This window comes from Nocardioides sp. WJ219 (assembly GCF_058559815.1).
Map to the genome: position 1 here is coordinate 207,894 of NZ_JBZUJV010000001.1, position 12,095 is coordinate 219,988.

Annotated in this window: 12 protein-coding genes; 3 read left to right on the plus strand and 9 right to left on the minus strand. The window is 74.7% G+C overall.

Annotation, left to right across the window (positions count from 1 at the left end; genetic code table 11):
- Positions 1-190: 190 nt before the first annotated feature.
- Complete coding sequence (locus AC4MBH_RS00995; protein WP_491792460.1) at positions 191-1,537, minus strand: AAA family ATPase; 1,347 nt, start codon at positions 1,535-1,537, stop codon at positions 191-193.
- A 233-nt stretch (positions 1,538-1,770) separates the two neighbouring features.
- Here AC4MBH_RS00995 and AC4MBH_RS01000 point away from each other — a divergent pair, with 233 nt between their 5' ends.
- Complete coding sequence (locus AC4MBH_RS01000; RefSeq protein ID WP_491792461.1) at positions 1,771-2,004, plus strand: hypothetical protein; 234 nt, start codon at positions 1,771-1,773, stop codon at positions 2,002-2,004.
- On the opposite strand, the gene AC4MBH_RS01005 is transcribed toward AC4MBH_RS01000, so the two are convergent.
- Positions 2,001-2,756 (minus strand): TetR/AcrR family transcriptional regulator C-terminal domain-containing protein, encoded by a 756-nt coding sequence (locus tag AC4MBH_RS01005; protein WP_491792462.1) that lies wholly within the window; start codon positions 2,754-2,756, stop codon positions 2,001-2,003. The two genes, AC4MBH_RS01000 and AC4MBH_RS01005, sit on opposite strands and share 4 nt — an antisense overlap.
- 159 nt (positions 2,757-2,915) lie before the next feature.
- Here AC4MBH_RS01005 and AC4MBH_RS01010 point away from each other — a divergent pair, with 159 nt between their 5' ends.
- A complete protein-coding gene (locus AC4MBH_RS01010; protein ID WP_491792463.1) occupies positions 2,916-3,293 on the plus strand; it encodes a response regulator transcription factor in 378 nt (125 codons plus the stop codon).
- 16 nt (positions 3,294-3,309) lie between these two features.
- On the opposite strand, the gene AC4MBH_RS01015 is transcribed toward AC4MBH_RS01010, so the two are convergent.
- From AC4MBH_RS01015 to AC4MBH_RS01045, 7 genes are all read right to left on the minus strand, one after another.
- A complete protein-coding gene (locus tag AC4MBH_RS01015; RefSeq protein WP_491792464.1) occupies positions 3,310-3,990 on the minus strand; it encodes a biliverdin-producing heme oxygenase in 681 nt (226 codons plus the stop codon).
- A gap of 84 nt (positions 3,991-4,074) precedes the next feature.
- A complete protein-coding gene (locus AC4MBH_RS01020; RefSeq protein WP_491792465.1) occupies positions 4,075-5,997 on the minus strand; it encodes an Ig-like domain repeat protein in 1,923 nt (640 codons plus the stop codon).
- Complete coding sequence (locus AC4MBH_RS01025; RefSeq protein WP_491792466.1) at positions 5,994-7,358, minus strand: hypothetical protein; 1,365 nt, start codon at positions 7,356-7,358, stop codon at positions 5,994-5,996. Before AC4MBH_RS01025 ends, AC4MBH_RS01020 begins: the two co-directional genes overlap by 4 nt.
- Positions 7,355-8,521, minus strand: coding sequence for a hypothetical protein (locus AC4MBH_RS01030; protein ID WP_491792467.1), 1,167 nt, complete (start codon positions 8,519-8,521; stop codon positions 7,355-7,357). Before AC4MBH_RS01030 ends, AC4MBH_RS01025 begins: the two co-directional genes overlap by 4 nt.
- On the minus strand, positions 8,518-9,318 hold the full coding sequence (locus AC4MBH_RS01035; protein WP_491792468.1) for a heme ABC transporter ATP-binding protein: 801 nt from the start codon (positions 9,316-9,318) through the stop codon (positions 8,518-8,520). Before AC4MBH_RS01035 ends, AC4MBH_RS01030 begins: the two co-directional genes overlap by 4 nt.
- Entirely contained in the window at positions 9,315-10,409 is a 1,095-nt protein-coding gene (locus tag AC4MBH_RS01040; protein WP_491792469.1) for a FecCD family ABC transporter permease, read from the minus strand. The genes AC4MBH_RS01035 and AC4MBH_RS01040 overlap by 4 nt, the downstream gene beginning before the upstream one ends.
- Complete coding sequence (locus AC4MBH_RS01045) at positions 10,409-11,533, minus strand: heme/hemin ABC transporter substrate-binding protein (protein ID WP_491792470.1); 1,125 nt, start codon at positions 11,531-11,533, stop codon at positions 10,409-10,411. The genes AC4MBH_RS01040 and AC4MBH_RS01045 overlap by 1 nt, the downstream gene beginning before the upstream one ends.
- Positions 11,534-11,698: 165 nt before the next feature.
- On the opposite strand from AC4MBH_RS01045, the gene AC4MBH_RS01050 reads away from it, so the two are divergent.
- The gene (locus AC4MBH_RS01050) at positions 11,699-12,094 is read left to right on the plus strand and encodes a TOBE domain-containing protein (protein ID WP_491792471.1); all 396 of its coding nucleotides are present in this window, start codon (positions 11,699-11,701) and stop codon (positions 12,092-12,094) included.
- The last annotated feature ends 1 nt before the right edge of the window (position 12,095 follow it).

Here is a 12,095-nt window from a genome sequence, read left to right on the forward strand (position 1 = left end):
CGCCGTCCCGATCTCTGAGAAGTACTTTCCGATGAGGAAAGTACCTTCGTCCGGGTGTCGATGTCCATGCCTGGAGTCGCCGTGCACGGCAGCATCACGCAGTCGCTGCACGCCGCCGGCTTGGTCGACCACTGGGATCCCTGAGCCGGACCACGACCCTCGTGGCGGTGCCGCCTCCACCCGGGCTCGTTCAGGTCGCCTGGTCGGCGCCGGCTCCCAGGACCGCCCGCGTCATCGCGTTGCGGGTGTCCAGCAGCTCGGCGAGGGCGTGCTCGAGGTCGTCGGCGCTGACGTGGAGGGCGTCCGCGGGTTCGCCGTCCGGGGTGCGGTCGGCGGCGAGCACGGCGGCGCGGCGCAGCAGCTCCTTGAGGAAGCTGGCGGTCACGCCGTCGGTGGCGGCCACCACCTCCTCGGCGCGGCTGGTGTCGAGGTCCAGCCCACCGCGGTACAGCTCGAGCAGGCGGCGCCGGCCCTCGGCGTCCGGCAGGCGGACCTCCACGGCCTGGTCGACGCGTCCGGGCCGCGCGGCGAGCGCCGGCTCGAGGAGGTCGGCGCGGTTGGTGGTGAGCAGGAAGACGACGTCGGCGTCCTCGGCGAGCCCGTCCATCTCGTTGAGCAGGGTGAACAGCATCGGCGTCTCGCCGCCGTAGTGGTCACGTTGCTCGGCGATGAGGTCGACGTCCTCCACCACGACGAGCGCGGGTTGGAGGGCGCGGGCGATGGAGCAGGCCTCGCGCAGCAGCCCGAGCGACTCACCGGTCAGCTCGACGATGGTCGTGTCGGTCAGCTCGCTGATGAGGTAGCGGACGGTGTGCGTCTTGCCGGCCCCCGGCGGCCCGTACAGGAGGAGGCCGCGCTTGAGGTGCTGCCGGGCGGCCCGCAACCGGTCGCGGTTGCGGGCCACCCCCACCACCTGGCGGCGGATGTCGTCGAAGGTGTCGGTCGGCAGGATGACGTCGGCCGCAGCGACCCGGGGGCGCTCCTGGAAGCGCAGCAGCGAGGACCGCTCACCGAACATCGAGTGGCCGAAGGAGACGACCTGGCCGCGGTAGACGTTGAGCTCCAGTGCCTTGGTCCGCAGCTGCTCGGTCAGCCGGCGACCGTCACGGGCGTCGGTGGAGATGACCTCGACCCGGACGCCCTCGCTGTCGGCGTCGCGGTCGGGGCCGCGGAACAGCACCGCGAGCCGCCGCCGGCCCTCCGTCACCAGCACGAGCGCGGCGCGCAGGCAGTCGATGGTCTCGTCCCCGGGCCCGGCCGCGCGGCTGACCCGGGTCAGGTTCCCCGGACGCGGGCCGTGCATCGCCATCTCGGTGTCGTCGGCCACCAGGTCGGCCAGGCCGAAGTCGCCGCGGTGCCGGTAGCCGGTCAGCCCCACCATCACGTGCTCGCGCCCGGGCTCGGCCAACCACGCATCCAGGGCGCGCTGGACGTTCACGTGCTCGTACGGCGGCCACGTGTCCTCGACCACCGGAAGGTCGTCCGGCGCCCGCCCCAGGTGCTCGGCCACCATCGAGCGCACGCTGGGCCGGTCCATGGCACGCGCCTGGCGCACCCAGCGATCGACGATCATCCGACCCACGCGCACGACGTCCGACAGCCCTGGTCCCCGATCCTCGGTCACGGCCGTGACGCTATCCCGGCCGGCGACCTGCGGCGACCGGGTTCCGGCGGCCCACGCACCCACGCGACGCCGGCCGTCGCCGTGGCCCGACCTGATCCCCGGGACGACGGACAGCATCGCCTCGGCCTGCGCGGACGGGTGGCGCGGTGCGCGGCGTGGGCCGTCGGCGGGCGTGGTCGGCCCGGCGCGCCGGGCACGCTCGCCGCGGGATCCTCGCCGGGACGGGGCCCCACGACGAGACGGAGTCGTTCGACCGTCGGGCCATCGCCCTGAACGCCCTGCGCTCGTCGGCCGGCGGGACCCAGCGGATCGACGGGCTCACCGGTGAGGTGGTGGCAGCGGCCCCGGGTCGGCCCGAGGTGGCGACCGAGGTCTCCTAGCGCCGCGCGTCGAGCTGGAGCATCAGCGCCAGTCGGTTGAGCAGCTCCTCGAGGGCCTCCTCGAACTCGCTGGACGAGTGGTCCTCGGTGAGCAGTCCGCGCATCCGCGTCACGTGGGCGTACTCGGCGCGCAGCTCGCGGGCCGGCGGCTCCTCCGCGTCCTCGATCACGTCGAGCGGTCCGAGGTCGGCGCCGTGGCTGGCGACCTCGAGCAGCAGGTGGCCGAGCAGGAAGCTGGTGAAGCTGCGGTAGGCCGCGACCGCTGCCTCGTCGGAGAACCCGTCGGCCTCGAGCCCGGCCAGGAACGTCTCGACCCAGTCGAGACTGCGCAGCGGCGGCCGCAGCCACGGCGCCTCGGGGGGCCGAGACGCGACGAGGGGGAAGACCTTGGGGTGGCGCAGCGCGACCCGTCGTACGCCGTGCGCGAGGCGCTGGAGGAAGTCCTGCCAGCCGTCGTGCGGGTGGTCGTGCACGTCGTCGTCGTCCTGCATCTCCTCGATGACGAACCCGGCGACGGCGTCGAGCAGGTCCTCCCGCCCGGGCACGTAGCGGTAGAGCGCCATCGCCTCGACGTCGAGCTCCTGGCCGAGACGACGCATCGTCAGGGTCGCCAGACCCTCGCGGTCGATGAACGCCACGGCGGCCCGCACGATGCGCTCCCGGTCGAGCGGCTCCCGCCTGGAGGGCGGCTGCTCGCCGCGGACGACCGCGGCGTCGACGTCGAGCGTCCCTGCCTCGGCCTGGTCGACCACGTCACCTCGAATCGTGCCGGCGTGCGGCGCTGGAAGTCGTTGCCCCCGACTGTAGGCGAGCACCGGTCCGGCCGACACCTCCCGCCCCGGCCGCCTTGATGCGGCGTCCGGGAGGTGGCAGGTTTATGTTGTAAACCCCGAGACCGGAAGGCGCATCCCATGACAAGCACCGAGGGGCCGCCCTACCGTGATCCCACGCCGGTCCGCCTGGCGATGAGAGGTCGCGTGGAGGACCTGAGCGACCGTGAGCGCGCGGTGCTCGAGCTGGTCGCCGCCGGCTGCAACAACCACGAGATCGCCGAGCGCCTGTTCATCGGCGTGAACACGGTCAAGACCTACATCCGGCAGCTCTACCGCAAGATCGGGGCGCGGAGCCGATCGCAGGCGGTGATCTGGGCGGTGCAGCACGGGCTGCTGAACATCCCGGGGGTCACCGTGATCGTCGACGACGACGCCCTGGCCGGCAACGGCGGCAACGGCGGCGCCCACGGCCCGGACGCCGGGTCGGACGCCGGCTCGGACCCCAGGTCGGACTGAACGGCGGGCCCGTTCGTCAGCGGCGGTACTCGGGGAGCCGCTCACCGAGCTCGACGAAGAGGGCCTGGTTGAGGTTGAAGACGACCTTCACCTCGGCGACCACGCGGTCCACGTCGTCCGCGCCGAGACCCAGGGCGTCGAGCCGGGAGCGGTAGCGGTCCTTGTAGGGCTTGGGTTTCGGGATCTCCGGGAACGCGTAGAAGGAGACCCCTGCGCCGTCGAGCCCGAAGGTCCGGTCGAGGATGCGACCGATGGCCTGGCCGCCGGAGAGGTCGCCGAGGTAGCGCGTGTAGTGGTGCGCCACCAGCGCCCCGCCCCACCCTTCCGCGGCCTGCTCTCCGGCGGCGAGGATGCGCTCCCGGTACGCCGCGGCCGCAGGGGAGCGGACCTCCTGCTCGACGACCCCGGGGGCCCAGTGCGCCAGGTCGGCGTCGATGCGGGCCAGCCGCTCGAGGGCCGGGTCGTGGACGGCGGCGACCGCGGGGTCGCTCGCGTGGGTGCGCACCGCCTCCTCCAGCGCCGCGTAGACGACCCGCAGGCGCAGCAGGTAGGCGGCGTAGCCGGCCCGGTCGAGCCGGCCGTCGAGCAGCTCGGTCATGAACGAGGAGCCCTCGGCCGCCTCGTGCTCGACCTTGGAGCCCTCGCGCATGGCGGTCGCGAGGCTCACGGACGCCGGGGCGTCGTCGACGATGGTCATGGATCTCCTGGTGGGGCGAGTGGCGGGTGGGGTGCCCGGACGCCGGCCGGTGCGACCGGCGTCCGGGGTGCTGGGAGGACGTGCTCAGCGGACGGTGAGGCGGGACCTCGAGACCGACGCCGCCACGTTGGCGTTGCCGGGGTAGGTGGCGACCACCCGGTAGGCGCCCGCGGCGAGCCGCGGCAGCCGCACCGTGGCCCGGCCCCGCTGCAGCGCCGCCGTGATCGTGCGGACCACCTTGGCCCCCTTCGTGACCTGGATCCGGGCCCTGCCGGTGGGGGCAGTGGTCGGCGAGGACACGGTGACCTCGGCGCGACCCGCCTTGGTGCGGGTCGGCTTACCGGGCACCCGGAGGACCGTCCTGCTGGTGGCCTTGCCGACCCTCAGGGTCGCGCTGCCGCTGCCGGCCGCGACGTTGACCGAGCCGGAGTAGGTCGCGGTCAGCAGGTGGGCGCCCGCGCCGGGCTTGCCGAGCCCGAACGTCGCGGCGCCTCCGGTCAGGGGCTCGGTGCCGATGGTGGTCGACCCCCGCTGGAGCGTCACGGTGCCGTCGGCGCCGTCGTTGGCGACCCGGACGACCGCCGTGGAGGCCTGGCCGAACCTCGTGGCGGGCGCCGTGATCGTCAGCGCGGGGCTGGCCGGGGTGAAGGTGATCGGGGTGTACGTCTCGAACGCGGCGTTGACCGCACCGCTGCCCGGGTAGGTGTAGACGCCGTAGTTGACCAGGGACGGGTCCGTCGCGGCGGCGTCGATGGCGGACTTGTCGATGGTGAGGGTCGTGCTGAAGGTGCCCTCGGGGGTCAGCTCGACGGCGCCGGCGGCCTCGCCCCCGACGGTGGTCATGTCCTCGGCCCGCACGGCCCACCGCTGGCTGGTGTTCTTGCGCGAGGCCCCGGGCGCGCCCTGGGAGGGCCGCCATCCCTCGGCGAACTTGCCGAACACGACGTAGGTGCCACCAGATCGCCCGAGCAGCGGAGGACGGGTCCCGGTGACGGCTGCCGGGTCGAACCCGGTGCCCTCCACCTCGACCTCGTAGGACCCGCTCGGCAGGAGGTCGGTGTCGCTGACCGTCACCTGCGGCACGGCGGGCTCGGGGCTCGCGTCGTAGTCGACCGCGAGCGGGTTCGCGACCTTGCGGGCGTCGGCCGCGCCACCGCTGGAGTACCAGTAGGAACCCTGGCCGACGGTCTGCTGGAAGTCGACGAACGACTGGGGGAAGGCGCCCCAGCTGGCACCCGTGGTCGTCTGGGGCACCGCGGACGACGGCGCCGTGTAGGTGACCCCGCGGTACGCCGGGGTGGTGGCGATGCCGGTCTCGGTGACGTCGACGTCGGACAGCGTGGCGACCGTGACCTCGGTCTCGGGCAGCGCCTCCCAGGCGTCGGGGTCGTCCATCGAGGTGGCGTACCCGCCGACCGTGGCGGTGACCGTGCCCCCGCCGTCGGCGGCGACGGTCAGCTCGGGGTCGGAGAGGTAGAAGAACGTCATGCCGGAGTAGAAGAGCAGCGTCGCGTCGCCGTCCCACGAGATCTCGGCGGTGCCGGCCGCGGCGTCGACCGTCCCGGTGCCCTCGGAGAACACGAGACGGGTCTCGCCGCGCACCCCGCTGGTGTTGGCGTTGGCGCCGAGGGTGTTGGTGCGGGTGCCGGCGAAGGTGGCCGGCGCGTGGCCGCCGCCGGGCTGGAGGTCCTCGACGGTGACGTTGCCCGTCGTCGCGGACCACCCGGCGGGCGCGCCGTTGAGCCAGGTGGCGCCGTTGGGTCCGGCGAGGGTCTGGCCGCCCGTCCCCGGGTCGCCGATCCGGCCAGCGGACATCAGGTTCCAGGTGCCGGGGGCGAAGGCACCGCTGGTGGCCTCGTTGTTGAGGTCCCAGGTGAAGGTCGCGTCGGTGACGGCCACCTCGGCGGCCTGGGCTGGAGCGGCGGTGGAGACGCCGAGGGCGAGACCGGCTGTCGCCACGGCGAGTGACGTCAGGGCGGCGGCGCCTCGGCGGAGTGGGCGGTTCATGGGGTTCCTTTCGAGCGGATGCTGAGCAGGGTGAGTGCGGCTGCCCCGAGCAGCAGCGCGCTCCCGAGCCACCACTGCCAGGCGGGCGGTGACGGACCGGGATCCGGACCCGACGTCGTCGGTGACGAGGCCAGGGCGTGGACGGTGGGGACGGCGCCGACGGCCGTCGTGAGCGGGGTGGCCGCGGGGGCTGCCGGCGGCGGGACGTCCCGGGCCGGGTCGGGCGGCGGCGCGGGCGGGTCGACAGCCGGCAGCGGCGGGGCCGGCGGCTGGGCCGGTGGCTGGGTCGGGACCGGGGGAGGGGGTGGCGGGTTCTCCGTGGTGGTGGGCACCTCGGTGGGCTCCGGGGGTGACTCCGGGTCCGGTTCGTCGGGGACGGCGATCGGGTCGCCGGCCTCGTAGCTGACGGTGAGGGGGCTCGGGACCTTGTGGGCGTCGGCCGAGCCGCCGCTGGAGTACCAGTAGGCGGCCGACCCCAGCCGGTGCTGGAAGGCGAGGAAGTCGGCCGGGAACGCGCCCCAGGAGGACCCGGTGCGGACCTGGTCGACGCCGCCGGCCGGCGCGTCGTGGCGGACGCCGCGGTAGTGCGGCTGCGAGGAGAACCCGCCGGGGGACGACAGGTCGGGCCGGGGCAGGGAGGCCAGGACGACGGTCGCCGGTCGCACCGCGGACCACTGGGTCTGGTCCTCCATCGACGTCGCGTAGCCGCCGAGGGTGGCCCGCAGGGTGGCCCGCGAGCGGGTCACGCTGAGCACGGGATCGCTGACGGTGAAGAAGTTCATGCCGGAGTAGTAGAGGACCGTGAAGGACCCCTTCCAGCGGATCGTCGCCGTGCCCGCGTCGGCGTCGACCTCGCCCGTGCCGCCGTCGACGACGACCTGGTGACCCGAGAACGGGCCGTTGGTGCCCGACATCGGTGCGCCGTCGACGGTGGTGGACAGGCCGGCGAAGGTGGCGAGGGCGTGGTCGCCGTCGGGCCGCCGCTTCTCGATCCGGACGTCGCCCCGCTCGGCCCACCAGGCGCGGGTGCGGGTGCCCTGCCACACGCCGTCGCGCACCGTCTGGCCGCCGCGTCCGGGGTCGGGCACCGTGCCGGCGGAGAGGAAGTTGACGGTGCCGGGGGCGAACGCCCGGTTGTTGCTCTCGTCGTTGAGGCCCCAGCGCAGCTGGGCGTCGGTGACCTCGAAGGCCCCTGCCGCCGGGGTGGTGGGGTCCGCGGCCGGTGACGTGGCCGGTGACGTGGCCGGTGACGTGGCCGGTGACGTGGCCGCGGGGGTGGCGCCGAGCGCGGTCACCGGCAGGGCGAACGCCGCCGCGGCGGTCAGCGTGGCGCCGACCAGGGCGTGCCGTCGTCGGTTCACGGCGCCACCACCGGGGTGACCGCGCCCGTGACGGGGGTCGTCCGGCGTCGGCGGCGCCGGGCCGCCCGGGCGTACCCGAGGGCCGCGACCAGGAGCACCAGGACGCTCGCGCCGAGGAAGAGCGTCGCCGCCGGCGTCTCGTCGGACGTCGTGGTCCCGGCGGCAGGACGGGTGGCGGCGGCCGGGCCCGCGGCGACGGGGAACCGCTGCTCCAGCTCGGTGCCCGAGGCGGCGCCGGTCAGCCGCAGTGCGTGGGTGCCCACGGGGGTCTCGAGCGGCAGCTGCAGGACGCCGGCGACCTCGCCGCCGGCGCCGGCGACCATCGGCCCCAGGGCGGCCATGCCGTCGTCGAGGACCGCGACCACCTGCTCACCGGGGGTGAAGCCGCGTGCCGAGAAGGTCAGGGCGCGCCCCGCGACCGCGGTGGCGCGGTCGACGGCGAGCCCGGTCCTCGGTGCCGGGCCGCTGCGGCCCGCCGGGCGGGTCGCCTGCGTGCCGACGTCCGCCGTGGTCGGGTCGGCCGCGGTGGGGGGTGTCGTGGTGGTCGGCTCGACGGGGGCCGCGGGGCCGGCCGCCGGCGGTGGCTCGGCGCCGTAGACGTCGCCGAAGCGGACCGGGGTGAAGGACTCGTTGGCGGCGTTCGCGACGCCGTGGGCGCCGACCGTGATGACGCCGCAGGTGACCTCGCGGCAGTCGACCTCGGCGACGTCGCCGTCGCGGTCGACGCTCTGGAAGACCGGCCCGGGGATCGTCAGGTCGACGGTGAAGCCGCCCGACGGCGAGAGCACCGCCGCGGCCTCGCCGGCGGTGGAGCTGCCGGGGAAGGCGACGAACCGGAGGTAGCCCTGGCTGTCCGCGGTGCTCTCGGCGTCGGGGATGTAGCGGTAGTCCTGCCCGGTCAGCCCGCCGCGCGAGGGTCGCCACGCCCCGCCGCCGGGGTCGCGGACCCAGCCGAACATCACGTAGACGCCGCCGAACCCACCGCGCACGACCTGGAAGCCGCTGCCCCGGATCGTCAACGCCGTCCGATAGGTGACGTCGGCCTGCGCGCCGCCCCGGTCGTTGGAGACCTCGACGGTCGAGTCGGCCGCGGCGGGGGCGGTCGACGCGGCCCCCAGGACGACGGCGAGGGCGACGGCGAGGACGACGAGCCGGCGCATCACGGGCTCGCCTCCGCCACGGTACGGCGGTCGGCCAGGACGAGCAGCGCTCCGGTGGCCGGGTGGGGCAGCACCTCGACGGGGTGCTCGTAGACCTCGCTCAGCAGGCCGGCCCGCAGGACGTCGGCGGGCGACCCCTCCGCCGCGACCCGGCCCCGGTGCAGGAGCACGATGCGGTCGGACCAGGCGGCGGCGAGGCTGAGGTCGTGCAGGACGACGACGACCGCGTCGCCGGCGTCGGCGCGGGCGCGGGCCCGGGCCAGCACGGCCTCCTGGTGCCCCAGGTCGAGCGCGGCGGTGGGCTCGTCGAGGAGCTGGATGCCGGTGGCCTGGGTGAGCACGCGCGCGTACGACGCCCGGCCCTTCTCCCCGCCCGAGAGCACGCCGAACGCGCGGTCGGCCAGGTGGGTGACCTCGGTGACGGCCATCGACGCGGCGACCACCTCGTCGTCGTGGTCCTCCTCCGGCCGGTTGCGCCAGGGCGCGCGCCCCATCCGCACGACCTCCGCGACCGGGAACGGGAAGGCGATCCGGTGCTCCTGGGTGAGCACCGCCCGCTCGCGGGCGAGGTCGCGCAGCCGCCACGCGGCGAGCGGCCGACCGAGGACCTCGACCGTGCCGGCGTCCGGCGCCAGGTCGCCGGCCAGGACGGCGAGCAGGGTCGACTTGCCGGCGCCGTTGGGGCCGACCAGCGCGAGCACCTCGCCGTGCCGCACGTCGAGGTCGACGCCGTCGAGGACGGTCGTCGTCCCGAACCGGACGACGACGCCGCGCGCCGTGACCGGGGCCCGGCCGCTCATGCCCAGCCCCCCGCCGAGCGCCGGGTGCGGCGCAGCATCCAGAAGAAGAACGGTCCGCCGACCAGCGAGGTGAGCATGCCCAGCGGCAGGTCGGCGTTGGCGACGAAGGAGCGCGCCGCGGTGTCGGCGACGACGAGGACCAGGGCGCCGGCCAGCATCGAGGCCGGCAGCAGGACCCGGTGGGCCGGACCGGTCACCATCCGCACCAGGTGGGGGACGACGAGCCCGACGAACGCGACGATGCCGCAGAAGCTCACCGCGGCGGCGGTCAGCAGGGCGACCACGACGATGAGGACGACGCGCAGCCGCTCGACGTCGACCCCGAGGTGGCGGGCCGGACGCTCGCCGAGGGCCAGGAGGTCGAGCCTGCGGGCGCTGAGGAGCGCCGCCACGATGCCGACCGCGGCCAGCGGCGCCACGACCGACACGTACTGCCAGCGGCTGCCGTTGAGGCTGCCGAGCTGCCAGAAGACGATCTGCTCGCGCGCCTGGGTGTCGCCGGCGAACATCAAGAAGGCGAGTGCGGCGCCGGCGACCGCGTTGACCGCGATGCCGGTGAGCACGAGGGTGACGACCTCGGTCCGGCCGTCGGCGCGGGAGAGCGCGTAGACGACCAGCGTGGTGACCAGGCCGCCCACGAACGCGCAGACGGCGATGGTCCAGTCGCCGGCGAAGGTCCAGGCGAAGACGATGGAGGCGGCCGCGGCCACGGCCGCGCCGGCCGAGACGCCGACCACGCTGGGCTCGGCCAGCGGGTTGCCGAACACGCCCTGCATCAGCGAGCCGGCCACGGCGAGGGCGGCGCCGACGACGACCGCCATCGCCACGCGGGGGAAGCGGACCGACCACAAGGTGGCGTCGCCGCGCGGGTGGGTGGGCATGGTGCCGAGGTCGAGGCCGAGCCGGTGCAGCACCGACCCGACCACCTGGTCGAACGGGACGGCCAGCTGACCCGACCCGGCCGCGGCGAGCGCGGCCAGGACCAGGCCGATGCCCAGGGCCGCGAGGAACAGCGGCGTGCGCACCGAGCGGGTCCGCTCGACGGGGGCCGGGAGCGTCCGCACCGAGGTGCCCGGGGCCAGGTCGACCATCAGAGCGCGTCCGGTGCGTACAGCGCCACGGCCAGCGCGTTGAGGACGTCGGCGGTGCGCGGACCGAAGCCGAGCACCTGGTCGTCGTCCATGGCGATGATCCGCTCGTGCTCGCCGGCGGGCGTGTTGCCCAGGGCGGGGAACCGCTCGAGCAGGCCGTCGACACCGCCGACCGACTCCAGACCCTTGCTCATCATCAGCAGGACGTCGGGCGCAGCGTCGATCAGCGCCTCGTCGGTGACCGGCTTCATGCCCTTCCAGCCGATCTCGGCGGCGACGTCGTAGCCGCCGGCCGCCTCGATCAACGAGTCGGCGCCGGACCCCTCGCCGAACATGTAGTAGACGCCGGCCTGCCCGCGGACGTAGAGGAAGACGGTGCGCAGCCTGCCGGTGACGTCGGACGGCGCCACCTCGGCGATCTGTGCGGCCGCCTCGGTGGCCTCGGCCTCCAGCCGGGCGCCGAGCTCGCGGCCGGCCTCGGGGACGCCGAGGGCGTCGGCCACGAGCCGGGTGAGGGAGGCGATGTTGTCGAGGCCGCGGTGGGAGTCGGTGACCACGACCGGGATGCCGGCGTCCTTGAGCTGCAGGAGGACGTCGTAGGGGCCCAGGGAGGTGTCGGTGAGCACGACGGTCGGGTCGAGGGCGAGGATCGCCTCGGCGTCGAGCTCGTGACCGTTCTGGGTCACCAGGGGCCGGTCGGCGATCTCGGGGAAGGACGCCGAGACGTCGCGGCCGACCACGTGGTCGCCGAGACCGAGCTCGAAGACGGTGTGCGCCAGGGTGCCGTAGATGTCGAGGGCGAGGACGCGGCTGGTGTCGGTGACCGTGACCCGCTCGCCCTGCGCGTCGGTGACGGTCGCCGGCAGGCTCGGCCGGGGGTCGTCCTCGACGGGCTCGATCTGCGCGTCGGGCAGGTTGACGTCGACGACGCCCTCCCACGCGCGGGGGTCGTCGAGCGGCGTGACGTCGGCCAGCCGCGGCACGACCGTCACGGGCCGGTCGTCGCTGCGTGCGTCGTCCGCGCCGACGACCGGGCCGCAGCCGGAGACGACCAGCGCGACGAGCGCGAGGAAGACGGCCGTGGCCGCGGCCGGGGCGGCGGGGTGGCGCGGGCGTCGGGGCATGGGTGGGTCGTCCTTCGGAGGCAGTCGGCGTGAGCAAGGTGAGACTAACCTAAATAAGGTGTGCCTAACCTAATAAGTCTCGGCGACGGTGGAGCGCGCATCCGGCAGAGACGCAGGTGCGGAAGAATCGGCGCATTCCAGCCGCAGTTGCGGCATGATGGGCCGGTGACGACGTACCGGATCGTGGAGGCCGCGGCGCTGCTGGGCATCAGCGACGACACCCTGCGGCGCTGGATCGACTCCGGACGCGTGGCCGCGTCCACGGCGTCCGGCCGTACCGAGGTCGCCGGCACCGACCTGGCCGCGCTCGCGCGGTCGCTCGCGGACGAGCCCGACCGCGACGGCACCCGCGCCTCCCACGTCAGCGCCCGCAACCGCCTGGCCGGCATCGTGGTCGCGGTCAAGAAGGACGCCGTGATGGCGCAGGTCGACATGATCTGCGGGCCCTACCGGCTGGTGTCGCTGATGAGCAGCGAGGCCGCCGACGAGCTGGGGCTCGCGCCCGGCTCGCGGATCGTGGCGTCGGTCAAGTCGACCAACGTCGTCGTCGAGACCCCCTGAC